The 24,348-nt window shown below is 70.6% G+C and carries 22 protein-coding genes; 20 read left to right on the forward strand and 2 right to left on the reverse strand.

Annotated elements, in window-relative coordinates:
• Positions 1-63: 63 nt before the first annotated feature.
• From H030_RS0108390 to H030_RS30450, 15 genes are all read left to right on the forward strand, one after another.
• Positions 64-804 carry an MlaE family ABC transporter permease gene (locus tag H030_RS0108390; RefSeq protein WP_027005783.1) on the forward strand — a complete coding sequence of 247 codons (741 nt, stop codon included), beginning with the start codon at positions 64-66 and terminating at the stop codon, positions 802-804.
• Positions 804-1,601, forward strand: coding sequence for an MlaE family ABC transporter permease (locus H030_RS0108395; protein WP_027005784.1), 798 nt, complete (start codon positions 804-806; stop codon positions 1,599-1,601). Before H030_RS0108390 ends, H030_RS0108395 begins: the two co-directional genes overlap by 1 nt.
• A 6-nt stretch (positions 1,602-1,607) precedes the next feature.
• On the forward strand, positions 1,608-2,570 hold the full coding sequence (locus H030_RS0108400; RefSeq protein ID WP_081690615.1) for an ABC transporter ATP-binding protein: 963 nt from the start codon (positions 1,608-1,610) through the stop codon (positions 2,568-2,570).
• A 169-nt stretch (positions 2,571-2,739) separates the two neighbouring features.
• On the forward strand, positions 2,740-4,074 hold the full coding sequence (locus tag H030_RS0108405; RefSeq protein ID WP_027005786.1) for an MlaD family protein: 1,335 nt from the start codon (positions 2,740-2,742) through the stop codon (positions 4,072-4,074).
• 32 nt (positions 4,075-4,106) lie between these two features.
• Entirely contained in the window at positions 4,107-5,807 is a 1,701-nt protein-coding gene (locus H030_RS0108410; protein WP_196809051.1) for an MlaD family protein, read from the forward strand.
• Positions 5,808-7,238 (forward strand): MlaD family protein, encoded by a 1,431-nt coding sequence (locus H030_RS0108415; RefSeq protein WP_027005788.1) that lies wholly within the window; start codon positions 5,808-5,810, stop codon positions 7,236-7,238.
• Positions 7,238-8,923: an MlaD family protein gene (locus tag H030_RS0108420; protein ID WP_027005789.1), complete on the forward strand. Its 1,686-nt coding sequence runs from the start codon at positions 7,238-7,240 to the stop codon at positions 8,921-8,923. The genes H030_RS0108415 and H030_RS0108420 overlap by 1 nt, the downstream gene beginning before the upstream one ends.
• Positions 8,920-10,263, forward strand: coding sequence for an MlaD family protein (locus H030_RS0108425; RefSeq protein ID WP_027005790.1), 1,344 nt, complete (start codon positions 8,920-8,922; stop codon positions 10,261-10,263). Before H030_RS0108420 ends, H030_RS0108425 begins: the two co-directional genes overlap by 4 nt.
• Before the next feature lie 16 nt (positions 10,264-10,279).
• Entirely contained in the window at positions 10,280-11,803 is a 1,524-nt protein-coding gene (locus H030_RS0108430) for an MlaD family protein (RefSeq protein WP_027005791.1), read from the forward strand.
• 45 nt (positions 11,804-11,848) lie between these two features.
• Positions 11,849-14,554 carry an MMPL family transporter gene (locus H030_RS0108435; protein ID WP_027005792.1) on the forward strand — a complete coding sequence of 902 codons (2,706 nt, stop codon included), beginning with the start codon at positions 11,849-11,851 and terminating at the stop codon, positions 14,552-14,554.
• A complete protein-coding gene (locus tag H030_RS0108440) occupies positions 14,551-15,261 on the forward strand; it encodes a TlpA family protein disulfide reductase (protein WP_027005793.1) in 711 nt (236 codons plus the stop codon). Before H030_RS0108435 ends, H030_RS0108440 begins: the two co-directional genes overlap by 4 nt.
• Positions 15,258-15,923 (forward strand): hypothetical protein, encoded by a 666-nt coding sequence (locus tag H030_RS36705; RefSeq protein ID WP_027005794.1) that lies wholly within the window; start codon positions 15,258-15,260, stop codon positions 15,921-15,923. The genes H030_RS0108440 and H030_RS36705 overlap by 4 nt, the downstream gene beginning before the upstream one ends.
• Positions 15,924-15,943: 20 nt before the next feature.
• Positions 15,944-16,420 (forward strand): hypothetical protein, encoded by a 477-nt coding sequence (locus tag H030_RS0108450; RefSeq protein WP_027005795.1) that lies wholly within the window; start codon positions 15,944-15,946, stop codon positions 16,418-16,420.
• A 150-nt stretch (positions 16,421-16,570) separates the two neighbouring features.
• Entirely contained in the window at positions 16,571-17,017 is a 447-nt protein-coding gene (locus H030_RS0108455; protein ID WP_027005796.1) for a hypothetical protein, read from the forward strand.
• Complete coding sequence (locus H030_RS30450) at positions 17,014-17,448, forward strand: VOC family protein (protein WP_155891922.1); 435 nt, start codon at positions 17,014-17,016, stop codon at positions 17,446-17,448. The genes H030_RS0108455 and H030_RS30450 overlap by 4 nt, the downstream gene beginning before the upstream one ends.
• A gap of 99 nt (positions 17,449-17,547) precedes the next feature.
• On the opposite strand, the gene H030_RS0108465 is transcribed toward H030_RS30450, so the two are convergent.
• Together H030_RS0108465 and H030_RS0108470 are read right to left on the reverse strand one after the other, a co-directional pair.
• Positions 17,548-17,823: a hypothetical protein gene (locus tag H030_RS0108465; protein WP_155891923.1), complete on the reverse strand. Its 276-nt coding sequence runs from the start codon at positions 17,821-17,823 to the stop codon at positions 17,548-17,550.
• A 537-nt stretch (positions 17,824-18,360) separates the two neighbouring features.
• On the reverse strand, positions 18,361-19,665 hold the full coding sequence (locus tag H030_RS0108470) for an aminotransferase class I/II-fold pyridoxal phosphate-dependent enzyme (RefSeq protein ID WP_027005798.1): 1,305 nt from the start codon (positions 19,663-19,665) through the stop codon (positions 18,361-18,363).
• Between the two features lie 46 nt (positions 19,666-19,711).
• Here H030_RS0108470 and H030_RS30455 point away from each other — a divergent pair, with 46 nt between their 5' ends.
• The 5 genes from H030_RS30455 to mreC all read left to right on the forward strand — a co-directional run bounded on the left by H030_RS30455 (position 19,712) and on the right by mreC (position 23,959).
• Positions 19,712-20,845, forward strand: coding sequence for a hypothetical protein (locus tag H030_RS30455; protein ID WP_051222078.1), 1,134 nt, complete (start codon positions 19,712-19,714; stop codon positions 20,843-20,845).
• Positions 20,846-20,916: 71 nt separating this feature from the next.
• Entirely contained in the window at positions 20,917-21,615 is a 699-nt protein-coding gene (locus H030_RS30460) for a sterol desaturase family protein (RefSeq protein ID WP_081690617.1), read from the forward strand.
• 58 nt (positions 21,616-21,673) lie between these two features.
• A complete protein-coding gene (locus tag H030_RS0108485; protein ID WP_155891924.1) occupies positions 21,674-22,051 on the forward strand; it encodes a hypothetical protein in 378 nt (125 codons plus the stop codon).
• Positions 22,052-22,091: 40 nt separating this feature from the next.
• Positions 22,092-22,988: a DNA-3-methyladenine glycosylase family protein gene (locus H030_RS0108490; protein ID WP_155891925.1), complete on the forward strand. Its 897-nt coding sequence runs from the start codon at positions 22,092-22,094 to the stop codon at positions 22,986-22,988.
• A 92-nt stretch (positions 22,989-23,080) separates the two neighbouring features.
• Entirely contained in the window at positions 23,081-23,959 is an 879-nt protein-coding gene (gene mreC, locus H030_RS0108495; RefSeq protein WP_027005801.1) for a rod shape-determining protein MreC, read from the forward strand.
• Positions 23,960-24,348 lie beyond the last annotated feature (389 nt).

A 24,348-nucleotide genomic window follows, 5' to 3' on the forward strand; every position in this document is an offset into this window, starting at 1 on the left:
GTCAGCAGCGTTGCCGACCGGGCATTTGCCCCGGCGAAAAGCCTGCTCGAAGAAGTAGGCGACATGATGATCCTGACGGGCAAGACGATGGTCTCTGCCCTTCGCCCGCCGTACCCGTACGGCAGCGAGTTCGTGGGTCAGTTCCTGTTCGCCCTGCGTCTTTGCTGGCTGCCCCTGTTGATCTCGACCGTCGCCGTGTCCTATGGCGCGCCGGGTCTGCAGGCCGCGAACTTCCTGATCCTCTTCGGCGCGCTGGACCGCCTCGGAGGCTTCTTCGTCCTGGCGATCATCCGCGAGTTCGCCCCGTTCGTCTGCGCGATCATCGTCGCGGGCGTCGCGGGGACCGCCATCACGGCGGACCTCGGCGCGCGCAAGATCCGCGAGGAGCTCGACGCCCTTCAGGTCCTCGGCGTCGACCCGGTCAAGAACCTCGTCGTCCCGCGCTTCCTGGCCCTGATGCTCGTCACGGGCCTGTTCGACATCTTCGCCATCATCTTCGGCATCACCGGCGGCCTGATCGCGACGCTCGTCAACGGCGCGCCGCTCGGCCCGTTCTGGGCGACGTTCTTCACGAACGCCTCGACGACCGACCTCTGGGGCTCGCTGCTGAAGTGCACCATGTTCGGCGCGATCACCGCGATCGTCTGCTGTTACAAGGGCATGACCGCATCGGGCGGCGCCGAAGGGGTGGGCAAGGCCGTCAACCAGGCGGTCGTCATCACCTTCCTCGGCGTGTTCGCCTTCAACTACGTGTTCACGCAGACGCTGCTCGCGACCCACCCCGACATCACGGTGATCCGCTGATGGTCGGCTGGCTCACCGTCCCGAAGGACTGGATCGCGTCCTTCGGCGAGATCGCGAAGTTCAGCGGCAAGATCCTCGGCCAGGTCTTCAGCCTCCGGGTCCTGCACTTCTTCGGGGAGACGCTGCGCCAGTGCGGCGTCCTGATCCTCGGCTCGACGCTCGTCATCTGGGGCCTGGTCTTCATCGTCGGCCTGCAGTGCGGCATCGAGGGCGCGTACTTCACGCGCGCGCAGGGCGCGCCCGCCTACTCCGGCGTCTTCGCCGCCTGGTGCGACCTGCGCGAGATCGTGCCTTACGGCTTCGGCTACATGATGTCCGCCAAGGTCGGCACCGGCATCGTGGCCGAGCTCGGCTCGATGCGGATCTCCGACGAGATCGACGCCCTCGAGGTCATGGGCATCGACTCGGTCCTCTTCCTCTGCGCGACGCGCCTGCTTGCGAGCTGGCTGGTCCTGCCGTTCATGTACATGGCGGCGGTCGGCGCCGGCTTCTTCGCGTCCTACCTGGCGGTCGTCCAGCAGATCGGCGAGGTGAGCTCCGGCGGGTTCTCGCTGATCTTCTGGATGTTCCAGAACCCTCCCGACCTCTTATACAGCGTGATCAAAGCCATGACGATGGCCACGGCCATCGTCCTCGTCGGCTGTTACTACGGCTACCACGCGGGCGGGGGACCCGTCGGCGTTGGTACCGCAACCGCGAAATCGATGGTCATGAACATCGTTCTGGTGCATCTCATCGGGATGCTGGGAACACAGGTGTTCTGGGGAGCGAACCCACGCGCCCCAATTGGAGGCTGAGCGCACATGTCCGACGAGCACGACAACGACTACGACGACGTGACCACCGAGCACGACGCGACCGAGACGCCCGCCCGCAACGGCGACGGCGCGGTCCCGCGCAACCCGGACGACGAGCGCCTCGCGGTCGTCCGGGAGGCGCCGCCGACCGGTGGCGCCGAGGGCGACGACGACGAGTACCAGTGGCACACGGGCCTCAACCGCCCGACCGGCGTGCCGGACGCGGTCGAGTTCGTCGACGTCCACAAGGCCTTCGGCCGCAACAAGATCCTCCGCGGCCTGAACATGGGCCTGCCGGAGGGCAAGATCTCCATGATCCTCGGCCCGTCGGGCACGGGGAAGTCCGTGTGCATCAAGCACATGGTCGGCCTGCTGTACCCGGACGAGGGCGACGTCCTCGTCCACGGCGAGTCGGTCCCCAACATGACCGACGACGAGCTGTTCGACATGCGCAAGCGGTTCGGGGTCCTGTTCCAGGACGGTGCGCTGTTCGGCTCGATGAACCTCGTCGACAACGTGGCCTTCCCGCTGCGCCAGCACACGGACAAGAGCGAGGACGAGATCCTCGAGATCGTGCACAAGCGCTTGGAGGAGGTCGGCCTCCAGGGCGCCCACGACAAGATGCCCAACGAGCTCTCCGGGGGGATGCGCAAGCGCGCGGGGTTCGCACGGGCACTGGTCCTGGACCCCAACATCGTGCTCTTCGACGAGCCGGACTCCGGCCTGGACCCGGTCCGCACGGCGCTGCTGTGCGAGCTGATCCAGGAGATCCACGATGAGAACGGTGGCGCCTACACGGTGATCACCCACGACATCATGAGCGCGCGCCGCGTGGCGGAGTACATCTCGGTCCTGTGGAAGGGCCGGATCGTCGAAGCCGGTCCCGCGGAGGAGCTCTTCAACTCGGAGAACGCCTTCGTGCGCCAGTTCCTGTCGGGCGAGTCCCAGGGCCCGCTCGGCATGGAGTAGGGCCCCCGTCGCGCCACGCGACGGTTCGCAACACCGTCTCAACAAACCATTTGAAAGATTGACGGCCGGTTCACCCCGGTCGTCCCACCGCAAGAACCGAACCCCACACGGTCCTGTCTCAGCAAGCTCCTTGTCCTGAATCGTTCGCCGCACCCTGCGAGGTGCGTCGATGACCCTCGCCCGCGGTCTCGCCGTCGGGGCGCTCGGCGTCGCCATCGTGGTGGCGATCCTGCTGCTCACGGGCGGGAGCAAGCACGAGTACACGCTGGTCTTCCAGAACGCCGGCCAGCTGGTGAAGGGCAACGACGTCCAGATCGGCGGCCGCCGCGTCGGCAGCGTCAAGGACATCAGGCTGTCCAGGAACAACCTCGCCGACGTGAAGGTCGACCTCGACGAGCCCTACGCGCCGCTGCACCAGGGCACGACCGCGGTGATCCGCTCCGGCTCGCTGTCGGGCGTGGCCAACCGCTTCATCTCGATCGCGCCCGGCCCGAACTCGGCGCCGAAGTTCGACGACGGCGCGACCCTCGGCCTCGACAAGACCACCACCTCGGTCGACCTCGACCAGCTCTTCGACACGATCGACCCCAAGACGCGCAAGGCGCTCCAGAACGTCATCAGGGGCTCGGCGACCCAGTACGAGGGCAAGGGCGCGAGGGCCAACGAGGCGCTGAAGTACTTCAACCCGACGTTGTCGACGACCTCGCGCCTGGTCAACGAGCTGGACTCCGACCAGAGCGCGCTCCAGGACTTCATCACCTACACCGCCAAGGCGACGACGGCGCTGGCGGCCAAGAGCGGCACGGTCACCGACCTCGTCAGCAACGCCAACACCTCGTCGGCCGCGATCGCCTCGGAGTCCGAGTCGCTCAACCAGGCGCTGCACGCGCTGCCCCAGACGCTGCGCCAGGCCAACACCACCTTCGTGAACCTGCGCTCGACGCTGGACGACCTCGACCCGCTGGTCGACGCCTCCAAGCCGGTCGCGCCCAAGCTCGCGCCGTTCTTCCGGCAGCTGCGCCCGCTGGTCACCGACGCCCGGCCGACGATCAGGGACCTGCAGACCCTGATCTCGCGCCCCGGCGCCGACAACGACCTGATCGACCTGCTGCGCAAGCAGCCGCGCCTGACCCAGGTCGCGACGCCGACGTTCAGGCACACGATCGCGGGCCTGCAGCAGGGCACGCCGGTCCTGCAGTTCATCCGCCCGTACGCGCCGGACCTGATCGGCTGGTTCCGCGACTTCGGCCAGTCGACGGCCAACTACGACGCCAACGGCCACTTCGCGCGGATCTCGCCGATCGTCAACGCCTTCCAGTTCACGAGCAACCCCGCCGGCGGGACGCTGACCGCGCTCAGGCCCTCCGAGCGCCAGGTCGGCCTGCAGTCCGGCAAGATCCGCCGCTGCCCGGGCTCCGCCACGCAGGCGGCCAAGGACGGCTCCAACCCCTACGCCCCGGACGGCTCGGATTGCGATTCGAGCATCGTCCCGCCCGGCCCATGATGCGCGTCCGCCTCATCGCCGTCGGAGCTGCCGTGGCCGCCGCCGCGCTCGTCCTCGTGATCTTCGGGACGGGGGCCGGCGACGACCACAAGGGCGACTACAAGGTCCGCGCGATCTTCAACAACGCCTTCACGGTGATCCCGGGCGAGGACGTCAAGATCTCCGGCGTCAAGGTCGGCAAGATCCAGTCGCTGGACGTCACGCCCGACAACAAGGCCGCGGTCGTCCTCGACATCACCGAGGCGGGCTTCAAGGACTTCCGCACCGACGCGACCTGCACGATCCGCCCGCAGTCGCTGATCGGCGAGCGCTTCGTCGAGTGCACGCCGACGCAGCCGCGCGCCGACGGCGACAGGGAAGCGCCGTCGCTGCCCAAGATCAAGAGGGGCGCCGGCAAGGGCGAGTACCTGCTGCCGGCGACCAACACGATCAAGCCGGTCGACATCGACCTCGTGGGCAACATCATGCGGTTGCCCTACCGCCAGCGCCTGTCGATCATCATCAACGAGCTCGGCACCGGCCTGGCCGGCAACGGCGCGGCGCTGAACTCGGCGATCAGGCAGGCCGATCCCGCGCTGCAGGAGACCGACAAGGTCCTGGCGATCCTCGCCGACCAGAACAGGACGCTGGCGCAGCTGGCCAAGAACGGCGACACGGTCCTGGCGCCGCTGGCGAGGGACAAGGAGAAGGTCTCCGACTTCATCGACAAGGCCAACACGACGGCCGTCGCCAGCGCCGAGCGCCGCAGCGACATCGAGGCGTCGCTGCAGAGGTTCCCCGCGCTGCTGAACGAGCTCAAGCCGACGATGCAGCAGCTCGGCGACCTCGCCGACCAGATGACGCCGGTCCTGACCGACCTCGGCGCGCACGCGACCGACATCAACACCTTCATCAGGCAGCTCGGCCCGTTCTCGCAGGCCGGCATCCCGGCGCTGAAGTCGCTCGGCGACACGTCGGTCACCGGCCGTCAGGCGCTGCTCGCGGCCAAGCCGATCACGCAGGACCTGGGCACGTTCTCCAGGAACGCCAAGCCGCTGACCGAGAACCTCGACAGCCTGCTGACGAGCCTCCGGACGACCGGCGGCATCGAGCGCTTCATGGACTTCCTGTACTACCAGGCGGCCGCGACCAACGGCTACGACACGCTCGGCCACTACCTGCGCGCCGTGTTCGTCCTGACGTCCTGCACGACCTACTCGACGACCAGGATCCCGAACTGCGGCGCGAACTTCACGGCACCGGTCGCCAGCAGCGCGTCGGTGGCGCGCGCGTCGGCCAGGAGGATCCCGACGGTCGCCGACGTCAACCGCGAGATCGCCGACGGCCGCAGCCCGTACCTGGCACGCCAGGACGCGGTCGCCGCGGGCCTGGACCCGAAGCTGCTGACCGAGGACGCGAGCAAGGACGACAACTCGTCGTCGTCCAAGGACGACAAGAAGGGCTCGAGGTCGTCCGACAGCTCCTCGTCGAAGAGGTCGAGCACGCCGATCAGCCTGCCGGCCTCCGTCTTCCCGGGCAGCGCGCCTGCGAGCACGCCGGCGCCGAGCACCGGCACCACGACCGGCACGACCACCGGTGACACGCCGGCCGCGCCCGCGCCGACGACGAGCACCGGCACCGCCACGACGCCCGACGCGGGCACGAGCAGCACGCCCGCGACCTCGAGCACGCCCAGCAGCGGCGGCTCCGGCGGCGCGACCCAGACCCTCCTCGACTACCTCCTGGGGAACTAGATGGGCCGGCGCCGCGGATCGCAGTCCATCGCAGCGAACCCCGTGCTGATCGGCGCGGCGACGACGCTCGTCGTCCTCGTCGCGGTCTTCCTGGCCTACAACGCCAACAACGGCCTGCCGTTCGTCCCGACCTACGGGCTGACGGCCGACGTCCCGAGCGCGGCGAACCTGGTCAAGGGCAACGAGGTCCGGATCGGCGGCACCCGCGTCGGCGTGGTCGACAAGATCACCCCGAAGCAGCTCAAGAACGGCAGGGTCATCGCCCAGCTGCACCTCAAGCTCGAGACGACGATCAGGCCGCTGCCGGTCGACTCCACCATCTTGATCCGGTCGAAGTCCGCGCTCGGCCTCAAGTACGTGCAGATCACCAAGGGCACGTCGACCAGGGGCCTGGACGAGGGCGCGACGGTCCCGATCAAGCAGGCGACGCCGGCGCCGGTCGAGTTCGACGAGTTCCTCTCGACGTTCGACGACAAGACGCGCGCCGCCGCCCAGCAGCAGCTCAACGGCTTCGGCAACGCGCTCGCCGGCCGCGGCCAGGACCTCAACCGCGCGATCCAGGACTTCGACCCGCTGCTGACCCAGCTCGCGCCGGCGATGGCCAACCTGTCCGACAACCGCACGCAGCTCGCGCAGTTCACCGAGGCGCTCGCGCGCACGTCGGCGATCGTCGCGCCGGTCGCCGATCAGCAGGCCGCGCTGTTCACCAACCTGGACACGACCTTCTCGGCCCTCGCGTCGATCGCCCGGCCCTACCTGCAGGACTCGATCAGCGGCGGCCCGCCGGCCGAGCAGACCGCGATCGAGGAGCTGCCCAAGCAGCGCCCGTTCCTGAAGAACAGCACCGAGTTCTTCGCCGACCTGCGCCCCGGCGTCGCCGCGCTCTCGGGCGCCGCCCACGACCTGGCCGACGCGTTCACGGTCGGCGTCCCGGCGCTGAAGCAGTCGGTGCAGCTCAACAAGGACCTCAAGCCGACCTTCGTGGCGCTGAAGTCGTTCGCCGAGGACCCGCTGGTCAAGCTCGGCGTCAACGACCTCAACGACACCGCGTCGATCGCCAACCCGCTGTTCGCCGCGATCACGCCGAGCCAGACGGTCTGCAACTACTGGACGCTGCTGTTCCGCAACGCCGCCTCGGTGCTGTCCGAGGGCGACACCAACGGCACCGGCCAGCGCTTCATGATCGTCGCCGCGCCGCAGGGCCCCAACAACGAGGGTGGCCCGTCGTCCGGTCCGGCCAGCGGCCCGACCAAGGACAACTACCTGCACGCCAACCCGTACCCGAACACCGCCGCGCCGGGTCAGACGCGCGAGTGCGAGGCGGGCAACGAGCAGTACGCGGCGGGCAGGCAGGTCATCGGCAACGACCCGGGCAACCAGGGCATCAACACCCAGAAGACGACGCTCTCGACCGACACCCCCAGGAACTGATGAGCAGCAAGGGCGACAAGCGCAAGCGCGTTCTGCGCAAGGACCGGACGGGTGCCAACCCGTTCACGGTCGGCCTGCTCGTGCTCGTGCTCGCCGGGATCGTCGTCTACGCCGGCTTCTCCAAGCACGTGCCGTTCACGCACGGCTTCCGCGTCAAGGCCGTCTTCACCAACGCCAACAACATCCGGCCCAACTCGCCGGTCCGGATCGCGGGCGTGAACATCGGCAAGGTCAAGAAGGTCACGGCCTACAAGGGCGGCGACGGCAACATGTCGCTCGTCACGATGGAGATCGACAAGGCCGGCCTGCCGATCCACAAGGACGCGACGCTGAAGGTCCGGCCGCGCATCTTCCTCGAGGGCAACGAGTTCGTCGACCTGTCGCCGGGCACGCCCGAGGCGCCGACGCTGAGCGACGGCGACACGATCCCGTCCACGCAGACCGCGGCGCCCGTGCAGTTCGACCAGATCCTGACCGCGCTGCAGTCCGACACGCGCGACAGCCTCAAGAGGCTGCTCGACGGCTACGGCACCGCGCTGACCCACCAGCCGACCGCCGCCGAGGACAAGACGCAGGATCCCGACGTCCAGGGCAAGACGGCCGCCGAGGCGCTGAACAGGTCGATCGACTACGCGCCGGGCGCGCTGAAGAACGCGTCGATCGTCAACCAGGCGTTCCTGGGCCTCGACGAGCACGACCTCTCCGGCCTGGTCGCCAACACCGCGAAGGTCACCAAGGCGCTCGGCTCCGACCCGGCCCAGCTCCAGGGCTTCGTCACGAACTTCAACACCACCTTGAGCGCGCTGGCCGACGAGCAGGACAACCTGAAGGCCACGATCGGCGAGCTCGGCCCGACGCTGACGCACACCGACAGGGCGCTGGTCAGCCTCAACGCCTCGTTCCCGAACACGCGCGCGTTCGCCAAGGAGATCCTGCCCGGCGTCAAGGAGACCCCGGCGACGATCGACGCGGCCGAGCCGTGGATCGCGCAGGCGCGCAAGCTCGTCGGGCCCGACGAGCTGGGCGGCCTGACCAGGGAGCTCAAGCCGACGACCGTCGACCTCGCCAGGCTCGTGGACGGGACGCTGACCGCGCTGCCGCAGGCCGACCTCGTCTCCCAGTGCATCACGCACACGATCCTGCCGACCGGCGACATCAAGATCCAGGACGGCCAGTTCACCTCCAACGAGGAGAACTACAAGGAGTTCTGGTACGCCATGGTCGGCCTCGCGGGCGAGTCGCAGAACTTCGACGGCAACGGCCACTACGTCCGCTTCGCGGTCGGCGGCGGCGACCAGACGGTCTCGACCGGCAAGTACGGCGGCGCCGCGGGCGAGAAGCTCTACGGCCGCGTCAACAACCCGCCGCTGGGCACGCGCCCCGCCTTCCCGGGCAAGCGCCAGCCGTACAACCACACCGCGGCGTGCAAGGACCAGAGGCTGCCGGACCTCAACGGCGCGAAGACCGGCGGGGCCGACGGCGGCGGTGGCACGCCGGCTCCCGCGGCGCCGGCCGTGACGACCCCGACGGTGACCACGCCCGCCGGGACCGTGCCGTCGACCACGACGCCGCTGCCCGTGCCCGCGCTGGGCGTGTCGACGAGGTCGTCCAGCGCGTCCGGCGAGTCGCTGACCGCCGAGCTGGTCGATCGCCTCAACCCCTTCCGCAAGGGGGCGGGCAAGTGAGGCTCGCGATCCGCAAGTACAGGTACGACTTCCTCGCGATGGTCGGGATCTTCCTGATCGCGCTGGTCGTCGGCGGCTTCATCCTCGGCCACCAGCGCTTCTACCTGCCCAAGTGGTTCCCGGTCGTCGGCACCGAGTTCGTCACCTACAAGGCGGACTTCGCGACCGCGCAGTCGGTCACGCCGGGCCAGGGCCAGACGGTCAACGTCGCGGGCGTGCCGGTCGGCGAGATCTCCAACGTGACGCTGAAGGACGGGCGCGCGCAGATCTCGATGAAGATCCGCAAGAAGTACGCGCACATCTACAAGAACGCGACGGCGCTGCTGCGGCCGAAGACCGGCCTCAACGACATGATCATCGAGCTGACGCCCGGCACCCGCCGCGCCGGTGAGCTGAACCACAGCCACGACGTCATCCCGATCACGCAGACGCTGCCCAACGTCAACACCGACGAGTTCCTGGCCGCGCTCGACGGCGACACGCGCAGCTACCTGCAGCTGCTGGTCGCCGGCGCCGGCGAGGGCCTGGACGGCAACGCCAACAACCTGTCGGCGACGTTCCGGCGCTTCGAGCCGACCAACCGCGACATCTTGAAGATCACCAAGGCGCTGTCGGTCCGCCGCGACAACATCGCCCGCTCGATCCACAACTTCAAGGAGCTGACCGAGGCGGTCGGCACCAAGGACAGGCAGCTGACGTCGCTGATCGGCGCCAGCAACGCGGTCTTCTCCTCGTTCGCCAGGCAGGACGCCAACCTGCGCAAGACGCTGCAGCTGCTGCCCTCGACGCTGAGGACGACCGACGTCGCGGTCACCAAGGCCGACAAGCTCGGCCAGACGCTCGGCCCGACGCTCGGCAAGCTGCGCCCCGGCGCCCGCGCGCTCGGCCCGTCGCTGAAGCAGTCACGCCCGTTCTTCGAGCAGACCACGCCGGTGATCGAGAAGCAGCTGCGCCCGTTCGCCCGCGACGCGCTGCCGACGGTCAAGGTCCTGCGCCCGGCCGCCCGCGACCTCGCGGCGCTGACCCCGCACTTCACCTCGGTGCTGAGGACGGCCAACTACCTGCTCAACACGTTGGCCTACAACCCGCCCGGCGACGACGAGGGCTACCTGTTCTGGACGTCGTGGCTGAACCACATCGGCCCGACCGTCTTCTCGACGCAGGACGCCCACGGCCCGATCCGCCGCGGCGCGCTGTTCTTCTCGTGCTCGGGCCTCGGCCTGCTGGACACGCTGAAGACGGTCAACCCGCAGCTGGGCACGATCATCGGGCTGACCAACGCGCCGGCCAGGAACGACGTCTGCGCGTCCAGCTCGCAGGCCAACGGGACGAACGGGTAGAGGGGGAGGCGAGCGCATGAACAAGCAGGTCCCCAGCCTCGGCAAGATCCTCGTGATGGTCGGCTTCGCGCTGTCCTGCTTCGGCCTGCTGCTGTTCCTGTGGCTGGCCTTCGGCGGGCCGACGCCGCTGAAGGCCAAGTCCTACCGCTTCAAGGTGTCCTTCGGCGAGGCGACGCAGCTCGCCCACGAGGCCGACGTCCGGATCTCCGGCGTCCCGGTCGGCAAGGTCAAGGACATCGTCACCAACAGGCAGACCGGCCGCTCCGACGCGACGATCGAGCTCGACAGCGAGTACGCGCCGCTGCCCTCCGACGCCAAGGCGATCCTGCGCCAGAAGACGCTGCTGGGCGAGACCTACGTCGAGCTGACGCCGGGCACGTCCAACGCGAAGGCGATCCCCGACAACGGGCGCTTGGCGACCGGCCAGGTCTCCGACACCGTCGAGCTCGACGAGATCCTGCGCACGTTCGACCCGCAGACGCGCAGGGCGTTCCAGACCTGGGTCCAGACCCAGGCCCAATCGCTGACCGGCCGCGGCCAGGCGCTCAACGACGCGCTCGGCAACCTCGCGCCGTTCGCCGAGGACACCACCAAGATCCTCGAGGTGCTGAACGCGCAGAAGGCCGGCGTGCGCCAGCTCGTGCGCAACACCGGCGTCGTCTTCGACGCGCTCAGCGCGCGTGACGACCAGCTCGCGGGCGTCATCACCAACTCCAACAAGGTCTTCGCGACGACCGCCGCGCGCGACGCCGACCTGCAGGCCGCGTTCAAGGCGCTGCCGACGTTCGAGAGGGAGTCCTCGACGACGCTCAAGCGCCTGACGAAGTTCAGCCAGAACGCGAACCCGGTGGTCACCGACCTCAAGCCGGCGGCCAGGGAGATCAGCCCGACCTTCACGCAGCTCGCCGCGCTGGCGCCGGACCTCAAGGCGCTGTTCCGCGACATCGACCCGCTGGTCAAGGCCTCCAAGAAGGGCCTGCCGGCGACGACCGAGTTCCTGAACCAGCTGCACCCGCTGCTGGCGAACTTCGACGCGCCGCTGAAGCAGCTCAACCCGATCCTCGACGGCGCGAACCTGTACTCCAGGGAGATCAACGCGTTCTTCGCGAACTCGACGGCCGCGACCCAGGCGACCGCGCCGGTCAGCGACTCCGCCGAGCCCGCGCACTACCTGCGCACGAGCAACCCGCTCAACCCGGAGATGCTGGCGCAGTATCCGAACCGGCTGCCGACCAACCGCACCAACGCGTACGCGTTCCCGGGCGACAGCCTGTCGCTCAAGGACGGCCTGGCGTCGTTCGAGACGCGTCAGTGCTCGGGCGCGGCGGTCACCGCGGCCCCGACCCTCGGGCCGGCGGTCGACGGCGTGCTGACGCAGACGCTGCGCGACAACATCCTGAAGTTCGCCCTGAACGGCGGGAACGTCGTGGCGCCGCCGTGCAAGCAGCAGGCGCGCTTCAGCCTCAACGGGCAGCTCACGCAGTTCCCGCAGGTGCGGCCGAGCACCAAGGGCGTCCAGGCGGGGCTCCCCCAGCCGTAGGAGACCGGCGCGCGGTTGCTGCGCGCCAGGTACATTGAGCGCTTGATGGGTCGGCTGCCGCGCATCCTGGCCGCCGTCATGGGCACGGCCGCCCGTCGCCCGTTGGCGATCGGCCTGCTGGTGACGGTGCTCGCGCTCGCAGGCGCCGCGCTCGCGCTGCGCCTCAGCCCGACGACCGCGTCCAAGACGCTCGTCGGGTCGTCGTCGCAGTCCTACAAGGCGACGGAGACCGACAACAGGCTGTTCGGCGAGGACGCGGTCTACGTCCTGGTCAAGGGCAGGGTCTCGAACCTCGTCCTGACGAGCGACCTCGAGCGGCTCGTCGCGCTGGAGGGCTGCCTCGGCGGCAACGTCCCGAAGAGGGCGACGCCGGTCGGCGGCTGGTCGTCGGCGTGCGGGCGGATGGGGAAGACCAGGCCCGCGCAGGTCGTGTTCGGGCCGGGGACGTTCCTCAACGAGTCGGTCACGCAGATCGGCGACGAGTACAACGCGCAGCTGAGGTCGCTGGGCAGCGCGGGCCAGAGGGAGGGCGAGGCCGCCTACAAGCTGGCGATCGCCAAGGGCTACTCGAAGGCGAAGGCCAACAGGCTGGCCGGCGAGGCCAAGTCGGTCGCCGCCAACCAGCAGCTGCTGCAGGCCGCGCAGGTCGCGATGAAGTACGGGATCCTGACCGCGCCGCAGCTCAACGACCCGGGCTTCATCGCCTCGATCGTCTTCCAGGGCGGCAAGGCGGCGGGGACGCCGAAGGCGCGTTTCGCCTACCTGTTCCCGAACGCCAACGCGTCGCTGATCCAGGTGCGGCTCAAGCCGGGGCTGAGCGACGGCGCGCGCAAGGCCGCGATCGCCAACGTGCGCGACGCGGTCGCCATGAGGGACTTCGCGCCGCAGAACGGCGAGCAGTACGTGGTGACCGGCGCGCCGGTGGTGCTGTCGGACCTGACGACCAAGATCACCGACTCGATCGCGCTGCTGCTGATCGCCGCGGTGTTGGTGATGGCCTTGGTCCTGGCGCTCGTGTTCCCGGCGCGGCGGCGACTGCTGCCGTTGTTGGTGGCCTTGGCCGCGGTGGCGATCACGTTCGGCGCGCTGTCGCTGATCGGCGCGTCGCTGACGATGGCGTCGGTGGGCGTGGTCCCGGTGCTGATCGGGTTGGCGGTCGACTACGCGATCCAGCTGCAGGCGCGGATCGGCGAGCGCTCGGGGCCGGTCCCGACGCGGGCCGAGATGACGCGGGCGGTCGCGCACGTCGCGCGCTCGGGCGCGCCCGCGGTGGCGGTCGCGGCCTGCGCGACGGCGGCGGGGTTCCTGGTGCTCGGCGTGTCGCCGGTCCCGATGGTCCAGGGCTTCGGGCTGCTGCTGGTCGCGGGGATCTTCGTGGGGCTGGCGACCGCGCTGACGCTGGGGACGGCGGTGCTCGTGGGGCTGAGCGGCGGCGGCGCCGGCCGGTCGCGGCGGTTGCCCGCGTCGGTCGTGGGCGCGGGCGAGCTGCTGGGCTCCAGCGCGCGCGGCGCGGGCGAGCTGCTGCGCGAGAACCGCGGGACCCAGTGGGTCCTCGCGCGTGGGCGCGGGGTCCGCGGCCGTGCGCTGACCGCGGCGGTCCGGCGGCCGGAGCGGGTCCTGGCGATCGGCCTGGCGGTCGCGGTCGTCGGCTGGGCCGCCGACACGCAGACCAAGGTCGAGTCCGACGTCACCAAGCTCGTGCCGCAGAACCTCCCGGCGCTGCAGGACCTGACGGCGCTGGAGAAGGCGACGAGCGTCGGCGGGCAGATCGACGTCGTCGTCCAGAGCGACAGGCTGACGACGCCCGCGGTCATCAACTGGATGTCGGCCTACCAGCAGCGGCTCTTGAAGCGCTACGGGTACACCGAGGCGCGCGGCTGCGGCGAGGCCGAGCTGTGCCCGGCGTTCTCGCTGCCGGACCTGTTCGGCGGGGCCAACGGCAGGGGCAAGGTCACGAGCGCGGCGCAGGTCACCGACCTGCTCGACGCGATCCCGGCGTACTTCTCGCAGGCCGTCGTGACGAAGGACCGCAGGACCGCCACGATGGCGTTCGGGATCCGGCTGATGCCGCTGGCCCACCAGAAGGACGTCATCGACGCGATGCGCTCCGAGCTGCATCCGCCCGCGGGCGTCAACGCGCAGCTCGCGGGCCTGCCGGTGCTGGCGGCCGACGCGAACGCCGCGGTGTCGTCGCCGTGGCGGCGGATCGTGCTGCTGGTGCTGGGCCTGCTGGCGGTCGGCGCGGTGTTGTTGGTGGCCTTCCGGTCCTGGCGGCGCGCGCTGACCCCGCTGCTGCCGATCGCGCTGGCGACCGGCTGGAGCGCGCTGGTGCTGTTCGCGACGCGCGTGCCGTTGAACCCCATGTCGGTGACGATGGGCGCGCTGGTCGTCGCGATCTCGACCGAGTTCTCGGTCCTGCTGGCGGAGCGGTTCCGGGCCGAGCGCGCTGCGGGGCTGGAGCCTTTGGCGGCGTTGGAGAAGACCTACAGGTCGACGGGCGCGGCGGTGCTGGCGTCGGGCGTGACGGCGATCGCGGGCTTCGCGGTGCTGGTGCTCAGCGACATCCGGATGTTGCGCGACTTCGGCGCGGTGACGGTCGTCGACCTGGCCGTGTCGTTGTTGGGGGTGTTGCTCGTCCTGCCCTCGGCGCTGGTGCTGGGGGAGCAGTGGAAGCCGGCGCGCGTGCGCCTGCGCGTGCCGCGCCCGCGGCTGCCGTGGACGGCGCAGGCGCAGGCGGAGCCTGACGCATGAGCGAGGGCCGCGAGCGCGGTCCCCTGGACTTCGACGACGAGGCTCCGGCCGAGCACGTCCCGCTGAAGGGGCCGCCGGAGCCGCCTGCCCCGCGGGTCAGGGCGCAGCCGATGCGCTACCTGTGGGTCGTCGGTGCGGCGGCGGTCGTGCTTGTTGTCGTCCTTGGTTTGACGACGCTGAGGCACGGGACCGAGCGCGGCGCGCGCGGGGTTCCGGTCGGGTCGGTGATGCCGCCGTTCGCGGTGCCCGCGGCGGCGTCGAGGCTCGACGGCGATGCCAACATCGCGACGAGGAGCGGCGAGGGTCAGGCGGGCCACGAGCCGGCGTGCACGGTCCGGGGCCCGGACGTCGTCAACGGCTGCGCGCTGCGCGAGGCGGGGCCGGTCGTCCTGGCGTTCTTCTCGGCCAACAGCGAGAAGTGCGTGGCTCAGCTCGACGCGATGCAGCAGGTTGTCGGGGAGCTCCCGAGCGTGCGCTTCGCGGCGATCGCGATCCGGGGCGACCGCGACGACCTGCGCGCGATGGTCAGGCGCCACGGCTGGACGTTCCCGGTCGGCTACGACCACGACGGCGCGCTGACCAACGCCTACCACGTGCAGGTCTGCCCGCAGCTGACGTTCGCCCGCCGCGGCGGGCGCGTGGTCGACACGACGTTCGGCGTGCTCGCGCCGCGCGAGCTGGCCGCGAAGGCGCGGAGCCTGCAGTGAGCGATGCGGGCGACGGGGACGAGCCGGTCGAGGGGACCGTCGCCCCGGCGCTCGCCGCCGAGCTGCCCGGGTTGCGGCTGCGCTGGACGCTCGTCGGCGACGCGCTGGGCGGGAGGACGCCGCGGGCGCTGAGGCGGCGGCTCGACCACGTCTCGCAGCGCTTCCGGGGCGCGGACGCGATCGCGCTGAGGACGCGGCCGGTGCCGCGCGCGTACCGGGCGTTCTTCCGGCAGGTCGGGCTCGATCCCGACGTCGACCGCACGCCGGCCGAGGCGGCCGCGCTGCAGCGGCTGGTGCGCGGCGAGCTGCATTCCGGCGACCGGATGAGCGACGCCCTGGTTCTGGCGATCCTGGAGACCGGCGTGCCGGTCGTCGCGTTCGCGGAGGCTCAGCTGGAGGGTGACGTGGTGCTGCGGGCCGCCGAGGTGGGGGAGACGCTGCCGACCGGCGACTACGCCCACGACGTCCCCGCCGGGCGGTTGGTCCTGGCCGACGGCGCCGGTCCGGTGGCGATCCTGTTCGGGCGGCTGAGCGACCGTCACGCCGCCGGTCGTGAGCGCGCGGCGGTCCGGCTGGTGGCCGTCCAGGTGGCGGGCGTGCCCGACGTGCACGTCGGCGAGGCGTTGTGGCTGGCGGCCGAGGCCCTGACGGAGGTAGACTGAGCGATGGAGAGGAGTTGCACGTGGTCGTCGTCGAGCTGACAAGCCCGTTCGCACCCGCGGTCGCCGCGCCCGACGAGGCCGCCGCCCGTAAGACCCTGCGCGCGCAGATCGCCCGCCTGGAGCGCGAGCTCGGCGACACGGTGCTCGCCGCGTTCCCGCACATCCGGCCCCAACCGGTGCCCCGCCGGGCCGCCGGGCCGCGTCTGCTGTCGCTCGGAGAGCTCGAGGAGGTCCGCGACGACCTCGCCGACCGTCTCCACGAAGCGCGCGTCGTCGTCGCGCAGCGCGCCGAGCTGGAGTCCCGCTCCCGCGCGTTGTTGGAGGAGATGCTCCGGGAGCCCCGCCGCCACAAGGACGTCCGCCTGCCCCTGGCCGACCTCGGCCAACCCGGCTGCGGCGCCTACTCCGTCCGCCCCCGCCTCGGCATCATCGGCATGCTCATGGGCTGGTGGCACATCAAGCTCTCCTCGGGCTGCCCCAGACCCACGCCGGCATAAGGCCGGCCGCTCCACACCGCTCCACACCGCTCCACCGCCGCGCTCTCCGCGCGCGTCGGCGTGGTGGGGCACGGCACGGTCTAGGATCCCCAGCGCATGGGACGACGGAGTCGGAAGCGAGGCGGCGTCAGCGCTGGGGTCGACGCGCCGGTGCGGCCGCCTGCCGTCGAGCGGCCGGCGCCGAGGGCTGCGGCCGCGCCGCGGACCGCGACCTACAAGTCGCGCAGGGAAGACGCTCCGCAGCCCGCGTGGGCGCCGTTCCCGCTGACCGAGCTGGCGATCTTCATCTCCATCATCTTGCTCGCGCTCGGCTTCCTGACGCACGACGCGACCCGCGGCGTCCTGCTCGGCGGCGGCTTCCTGCTGGTCACGCTCTCCGCCGGCGAGCTGGCGGTCCGGGAGCACTTCGCGGGCTACCGCTCGCACTCGTCGCTGCTGGCCGGGATCTGCGCGATCGTCGCCGCGGTCCCCGTCTGGCTGCTGCCGGTCCCGCAGGAGCTGGTGCTCGCCGCGGGCGTCCTGGCGTTCGTCGCCGGCCTCTACGGCTTCCGCCGCGCGTTCATGCGTCGCAGCGGCGGCGTAGGGTTCCGCGCGTGAGCGAACAGACGCCTCCGCCGGACTCCGAGCGCCGCATGCAGCTGCGCGGGCTGCACCACGTGACCGCGATCGTCGCGGATCTCGACAAGACGACCGCGTTCTACCGTGACGTCCTGGGGCTCGCGCTGACCGCCCAGGAGGAGAACCCGGACGACCCGGGCCGCCGCCACTTCTGGTTCGGCGACGCGCAGGGCACGCCCGGCACGCTCGTGTCCTTCATGGAGTACGCGGACCTGCCGCAGGCGACCGAGGGCCGCGGCGGCGTGCACCACTTCGCGTTCCAGGTCGGCTCGGCCGACGAGCAGCTCGCGTGGCGCGACTACCTGCGCCAGCGTGGCGTGCCGTGCTCCGAGGTCTTCCAGCGGGGCCGCTTCCGGTCGCTGTACTTCCGCGACCCGGACGGCAACCTGCTGGAGATCGCGGCCGGCTAGGTCGCGAGTCCTACAACTACTGCCGGTCGAGGCCGAAGGGCCGCGACGCGGCGGGCGTCCATCTGCGATGACGCCCGCCGCGCGCTGCGCATCAACCTTCTAGGCCGGGATCCCCTCCAGCAGCCGCGAGAGCGCCTGCCGCTGTCGCTCGGTCATCGACCCCACCGTCTTGTTCTCGGACATCGGGATCGAAGCGAGGACCTTGCGGCACCGCGTGCTACCCCAGCGGCGCTGGCTCGTGAGGAGATCGGAGACCGACATGCTGGCGGCCTCCCACGGGCACTCGAGGATGACGTGCGCGGCGGTGACCTCGCCCTCCGCAACCTGACGCTTCAGCTCCGCGCGTGCGAGGCGGACCTCGTTCGCTCGGGCCAACGCGCGCAAGTGCTGCGGCGCAGGGGCGATCGTCGCTGCTGCGTTCATCTGTCCTCCCGCCGGCGCACCCTCAGCAGTGGCGCCGGCATCTCGTTTGTTGCGTGACGGAGCGCTGACGCAGGATCGAACCCGCGGGGATGACCACGTGTGCACCGGGACGACGAGCGGGCGTCTCCTCAAACGAATCCCGCTCCTCGGTCCGGGACATCCACTCCCCGGGGCGTCCGCGTCAGACGCGTCCCGAACGTATGCCAGGGCGGCAGCTTCGATCAAGGTGTGAACGTGCGCAACATCCGCTCAGAGCGCCTTTTTTCTTCCGTCCGGAACGCCCGGATGTCCGGCGCCGACGCCGCCGCCGGTGAGGGCTCGCGAGCGGCGGGCTTCGTGCTACGGACGGTTGCTGAAATGACGCTCAGCATTGCGACTGCGCAGCGACGCTCAGCAAACGGGGGGTAGCGTTTATGAAACCCACACCGATGGCTTCGAGACCGGGCGCGCCGGCGGTCGCCGGCGCGCTTCGGGGTCGTCGCGGGTCGATCAGGCGACGCGGCGGCGACCGTGGTCGCCCGGGCCCGGCAGCGGGCCGTGCTCGGCCTCGAAGCTCGCCTTGACCGCGCTGAACGCGTCGAGCGCCTCGTCGAGCGTCGCGCGCTCGTGCGTGGCCATCACCGACGTGCGCAGCAGCGACTGCCCGTGCGGCACCGCGGGGTGCAGCGCGGTGTTGACGAAGACGCCGGACTCGTAGAGGCCCTTCCACATGAGCCCGGTCTGCCAGTCGTCGCCGATCAGCACGGGGACGATGGGGGTGACGATGTCGGCGCCGTACGGGTGGCCGTCCGGCAGCGTCTGCGGCTCGACGACCGCGAAGCCGCGCTCCTCCAGCCCGTCGCGCCAGTAGCGCGCGTTGTCCTGGACGGCGCGCAGCAGCGGCGGCCCGGCCTCGCTCCGGACGACCCGGAGCGCGGCGAGCGCCGCGCCCGTCGCGGCCGGGACGGCGGAAGCGGTGAAGAGGAACGTCCGCGACTGGATCCGCAGGTACTCGATGACGTCGGCCTTGCCGGCGACGAACCCGCCGCACGACGCCAGCGACTTCGAGAACGTGCCCATCCGCAGGTCGACGCGGTCCTCGACGCCGAAGAGCTCCGAAGCGCCCGCGCCGCGGTCGCCGAGCACGCCGGCGCCGTGGGCCTCGTCGACCATCAGGCGCGCGCCGTAGGCCTCGCAGAGGTCGCAGATCTCGGGCAGCGGGGCGAGGTCGCCCTCCATGCTGAACACGCCGTCGACCACGACCAGGACGCCGCCGCCGTCGCCGGCGGCGCGGTCCAGCATCTTCTCGAGCTTGTCGAGCTTGTTGTGGCGGAACGGGCGCAGCTTGGCGCGCGAGAGGATGCAGCCGTCGAGGATCGACGCGTGGTCGCCGGAGTCGACGATCACGGTGTCGCCCGGCGCGAGGATCGTCCCGAGCGTCCCGACGTTGGCCTGGTTGCCGGTCGTGAAGACGATCGCGTCCTCGGTGCCCATCCACTCGGCGATCTCGGCCTCGAGCGTCAGGTGCATCTCGGTCGTGCCGTTGAGCAGGCGCGAGCCGGTCATCCCGGTGCCGTACCGCTTGAGCGCGTCGGCCGCTCCGTCGATCACGCTCTGGTCCTCGGTCAGCCCGAGGTAGTTGTTGCCGCCGAGCATGATGCGCGAGCGGCCCTCCATCTCCACCACCGGCTTGGCCGGCGACTCCATCACCCGGAAGTAGGGGACCATGTCGGCCTCGCGGGCCGCCTGGAGGATAGCGAGGCGCTCGTGGTTGCGAGCCTTCTCGAAGACGTCGATCTGCGCGCGTTGGGGCACCGAAAGAGCGTACCTGGACGTTCACTCGCTAGGTTGGTGCGTCCCCATGGCCGTCACCGTCCGCACCGCTCGTTCCTTCCGCGACGTCGGGCGGTTCATCGACCTGCCCAAGCGCCTGCACGCCGGGACGCCGTTCGTCCCGCAGCTGAAGATCGAGCGCCGCCTGTTCCTGAGCAGGCGCCCGCGGCTGTCGACCTACGCGGGGCGGATCGACTGGGAGCTGTTCCTGGCCGAGCGCGACGGGCGCGTCGTCGGGCGCATCAGCGCCCAGATCGACAAGTCCTACAACAAGTACCACGACGAGCAGCGGGGCTGGTTCGGGTTCTTCGACTGCGAGGACGACCCGGAGGCCGCCGGCGCGCTGGTGACCGCCGCCGAGGACTGGCTGCGCACGCGCGGGATGACGCGCATGACCGGGCCGGCCGACTTCACGATGAACGACGAGTCCGGGATCGTCATCGAGGGCCACGACCTGCCGCCGATGGTCCGCCAGCCCTGGCACCCGCCGTACTACCAGCACTTGCTCGAGCACGCCGACGTCGCGCTGGACAAGGAGGTCGACCTCTTCATGTGGGAGCTCGAGATCTCCGACCGCGAGCAGATGCTGCCGATCCTGCCCGAGCTGGCCAGGGACGCGCGCGAGAAGCACAACGTCAGGATCCGGCGGATGTCGCGCAAGAACCTGCGCCGCGACATGGACGTCTTCGGCGAGATCTACAACCGCGCGTGGCGGCGCAACTTCGGCTTCGTCCCCTACGACGAGCACGACCTCGACCAGTACGCGGCCGAGATGCAGCTGGCCTACAACAAGGACTGGTTCATGGTCGCCGAGGTCGAGGACGAGCCGATCGCGATCGCCATCACCATCCCGGACCTCAACCAGGTCCAGAAGAAGATGAACGGCAGGCTGCTGCCGCTGGGGTGGTGGCACTTCCTGCGCCGCAACTCCTACATCGACAAGGTCCGTGTCGGGTTCCTGGGGGTCAAGCCCAAGTTCCAGCACACGGGTGCGGCGGCCGCGCTGTACGTCGAGCACTTCGACGTCGCCGAGCGCCACAAGCACATCCACTCCGGTGAGATGGGCTGGATCCTGGAGACCAACCGCGCCATGAACCGCGGGATGGAGGCCATGAACGGCCGCATCGTCAAGAAGTACCGTGTGTACGGGCGCGACTTGTAGGGGTAGTTCCCGATCATCCGATTTGCGATTGCGCACGCAATCACGTTGCGAGAGGCGATAAGGTTGGCCTAATGGCACGGTCCGACGATCTCAAGGCTTCACCGCCGATGTTCGAGAACCGGATGCTGGACCGCTTCACGCGCGTCCACCCGTCGGTCCCGCCGTTGCTCTTCGTGCCGATCATCGCCGTGATGCTCGTCGCGGGCCTCTCGCGCGTGAGCACGGTGACGGGGATCGTGCTGCTCGCCGCGGGCTACGTCTTCTGGACGCTGTTCGAGTACTGGCTGCACCGCGTCGTCTTCCACTTCGAGCCGTACACGTCGGAGTTCGGGATGCGGCTGCACTGGATGATCCACGGCGTCCACCACGACCACCCGAACGACCCGCTGCGGCTGGTCATGCCGCCGTCGGTCTCGCTGCCGCTGGGCGCGGCGGTGCTGGCCGCGTTCTGGGCGGTGCTCGGGTGGGACAACGCGCTGGTGTTCGGCGGCGGGTTCCTGGCCGGGTACTTGGCCTACGACATGCTCCATTACCACGTGCACCACCACAAGCCGCGCACGGCCGTGGGGCACAAGCTGCGCGAGCTGCACATGCGCCATCACTTCCAGGACGACGAGCGCGGGTTCGGGATCAGCGCGCCGTACTGGGACTACGTGTTCGGGACCGCGTCGCATGCGACGGGCAACCGGAGCGTCCCGGCGCGCGAGCAGAACGGAGCGACAGCGACGGCCGCGACCGCCTCGACGGACCGCACGTCGGGCGCTCGCTGAGCGTCGTTCGCGGACGTTGCTTCGCGGTCGTCGGGTCGAGTTGGCAGACTGGGTGGTCGTGAGCGAGCCGCAGGATCAGGAGACCGTCGCTGCCGAGTCCTACGAGGACGCGGAGGTGGTCGATGCCCTGCCCGTGCCTGAGCCGGGAGAGGTGGGCGCCGGAGCGGGTGCCGCCGCCCGTTCGGTGCCGGCCGCGGTGGCGGATGCCGCGCGCGGTGGCGCGCGTGGGCTGGTCATCGGGGCGCCCGTGGCCGTGCAGGCCGCGGCGGTCGGCGTGACCGCGTTCGCGGCGGGCGCCGCGACGGTGGCGGTCGTGCGGCACCGGCGCGGGCGCAAGGCCGGGCGCCGTGCGCTGTCGCGCCGCACCAAGGCGGGCGACAGCGTCCTGGCGACGCGCTCGTTCCTGGTCGACGTCCACTTCCTCGGCCGGGACTGACGCCACGTCTGCGGTGGCGCGCGCAGAGGCTCGCCGTGAGGTGAGGCCTGCCTGGCCGTTCCGGTTGCCGGGCGGCGGGGGGATGGACGGCGTCGCGTCACGGCGCGGTGGCGTCTGGGAGCGGCTGGTCCATGTTGATGATGTCGCGGTCGTGGTGCGGGCGGCGCAGCCGTCGGCCGACCGCGTGGTGATCGGCGCGCGCTCGGAGGGCGGACGTGAGGCCTGCGAGGAGGCGATCGCGCGGGTCCGCGTCGCGTTCGGCGTCGACGAGTCGCTGCGCGAGTTCTACGAGCTGTTCCGGGACGACCCGCTGATCGGCGCGTCCGTCCGGTCGCGCCCGCACCTGCGCGTGACGCGGCGGGTCGACCCGTTCGAGGCGCTCGCCTGGGCGATCTGCGAGCAGCTGATCGAGTACGAGCGCGCGGCGGCGATCGAGCGCCAGATCGTGTGGCGGCTCGGCCGTAAGGCGCCCTCCTGGGACGGGAGCCGGACGTTGCACGACCTGCCCTCGGCTGCGACCCTCGCCGGGACGGCACCCGCCCTGCTGCAGTCCTTCGACCTCAGTGCCGGCCGCGCGCTGTCGCTCGTGAAGGTCTCCCGCGAGGTCGCCTCCGGCCGCATCGACCTCTGGAGCAGCGACCACGAGCGCGCGTGGGCCCGCCTCCGCGCGATCCCCGGGATCGGCTCCTGGACCATCGGCGTCCTCGCGCTGCACGGCCAGGGCCGCTACGACGTCCTGCCAGCGGGCGACCTCGCCTACCTGAAGCTGGTGGGTCGCGCCGCAGCCGACGGCCGCCCCTCGGCGCGCGCGACCGAGCAAGAGGTCCTCGACTTCTTCGCGCCCTACACGGGCTGGACCGGCCTGGCCGGCATCCACGCCCTCGGCGGCATGGCGACCGGCGGCGGCGCCGCAACCCGCTTCGCAGCCGCCGCCTAGCAGCGCGCCGCCTCCACGCTCCCGGCCTCGCCGCGGCGCAACCGGCTTCGCAGCGGCGGCCTGAGCGCTCGCGGTTTCCTACACTTCGGGCCTTGCCGCAGCGCAACGTCATCCTCCGGCGCCGTCTCACGCTGGCCGCGTTCGTGGTCGTCGTGATCATCGCGCTCGCTGTCGCGGGCGGGCCGGCGAAGGACGTCCGGCGTGGGTTGAGCACGGTCACGTCGCCGATCGGGACCGGGGTCTCGACCGCGGTCAAGCCGTTCTCGAACCTGACCGGCTGGATCGGCGACACGGTCACCGCCAAGGGCGACCTCGGCGACGCGCGCAAGGACCGCGACGCCTGGCGCTCGCGGGCGATCGGCGGCGTCGCGCTGACCGCCGAGAACCGCCAGCTGACCGGGTTGTACAACATGGATCGCGAGCTGGCGCTCGCCGATTACAGGCCGATGACCGTCCGGGTCGTCGTGCGGTCGCCGTTCGACTGGTACGAGCACATCGGGATCAGCAAGGGCTCGATCGACGGCGTCAAGAGCGGGATGCCGGTGGTGGCCGCCAGCGGCGACGGCAACGACCAGCAGGGGCTGATCGGCAAGGTCTCGCAGGTCACCGAGGATTCCGCGATCGTCCAGCTGATCACGAACCGGGCGACGATCGTCGGGGCCAAGATCGCCGGCTCCGGGCCGCAGGGCAGCGTGTCGCGGAAGATCAACGGGAAGCCGACCGACCTCGTCATGGACGGCGTCGACCCCCGCACGACGATCGACCACGGCGCGCTCGTCGTCACCCAAGGCACGATCTCCAGCCGCCCCGACCTCGACTCGCTCTACCCCAAGGACCTCCCGATCGGCCGCATCGCCGCGATCGACGACGCCGGCCAGAACGACCAGGTCACCCACGTGAGCCCCTTCGTCAACTCCCGCGTCCTCAGGTACGTGCAGGTGCTGACGAAGTCCGTCAACCACAACCGCTGACCCCGGCCCGGCGCCCCGCCGGCCTCGGTACACGCGCCTCGTCGTCTCTGGTTGCGCGGCCGTTGCAGGGCGGTCGGCGCCCGCCGATACGCCGTCACCTCGCCACCAATCCGCGGTCGTGTCTGGCACTTCGCGGCGGTCGCGCTCTCCGCGCTTCTCGGCAGACGTGTCTCGTCGTCTCTGGTCGCGCCGGTGTTGCGGGGCGGTGGGCGTCGGTTGCTGTGCGGTCGTCTCGCCACCAATCCGCGGTCGTCTCTGGCACTTCGCGACCGTCGCAGTCTCCGCGCTTCTCGGTACACGCTCTCGTCGTCTCTGGTTGCGCGGCCGTCGCTGGGCGGTTGGCGTTCGGTGTCGCGCCGGCGTTTCGCAACCGATGCGTCGTCGTCTCT

It is taken from the genome of Conexibacter woesei Iso977N, assembly GCF_000424625.1.
Classification (GTDB): Bacteria; Actinomycetota; Thermoleophilia; order Solirubrobacterales; family Solirubrobacteraceae; genus Baekduia; species Baekduia woesei_A.

Excerpts from the sequence above, each read along its gene's own strand:
- H030_RS0108390 (WP_027005783.1), top strand. The coding sequence starts at position 64 with ATGATGATCCTGACGGGCAAGACGATGGTCTCTGCCCTTCGCCCGCCG.
- H030_RS0108395 (WP_027005784.1), top strand. The coding sequence starts at position 804 with ATGGTCGGCTGGCTCACCGTCCCGAAGGACTGGATCGCGTCCTTCGGC.
- H030_RS0108400 (WP_081690615.1), top strand. The coding sequence starts at position 1,608 with ATGTCCGACGAGCACGACAACGACTACGACGACGTGACCACCGAGCAC.
- H030_RS0108405 (WP_027005786.1), top strand. The coding sequence starts at position 2,740 with ATGACCCTCGCCCGCGGTCTCGCCGTCGGGGCGCTCGGCGTCGCCATC.
- H030_RS0108415 (WP_027005788.1), top strand. The coding sequence starts at position 5,808 with ATGGGCCGGCGCCGCGGATCGCAGTCCATCGCAGCGAACCCCGTGCTG.
- H030_RS0108420 (WP_027005789.1), top strand. The coding sequence starts at position 7,238 with ATGAGCAGCAAGGGCGACAAGCGCAAGCGCGTTCTGCGCAAGGACCGG.
- H030_RS0108430 (WP_027005791.1), top strand. The coding sequence starts at position 10,280 with ATGAACAAGCAGGTCCCCAGCCTCGGCAAGATCCTCGTGATGGTCGGC.
- H030_RS0108435 (WP_027005792.1), top strand. The coding sequence starts at position 11,849 with ATGGGTCGGCTGCCGCGCATCCTGGCCGCCGTCATGGGCACGGCCGCC.
- H030_RS0108440 (WP_027005793.1), top strand. The coding sequence starts at position 14,551 with ATGAGCGAGGGCCGCGAGCGCGGTCCCCTGGACTTCGACGACGAGGCT.
- H030_RS30455 (WP_051222078.1), top strand. The coding sequence starts at position 19,712 with ATGGCCGTCACCGTCCGCACCGCTCGTTCCTTCCGCGACGTCGGGCGG.
- H030_RS30460 (WP_081690617.1), top strand. The coding sequence starts at position 20,917 with ATGGCACGGTCCGACGATCTCAAGGCTTCACCGCCGATGTTCGAGAAC.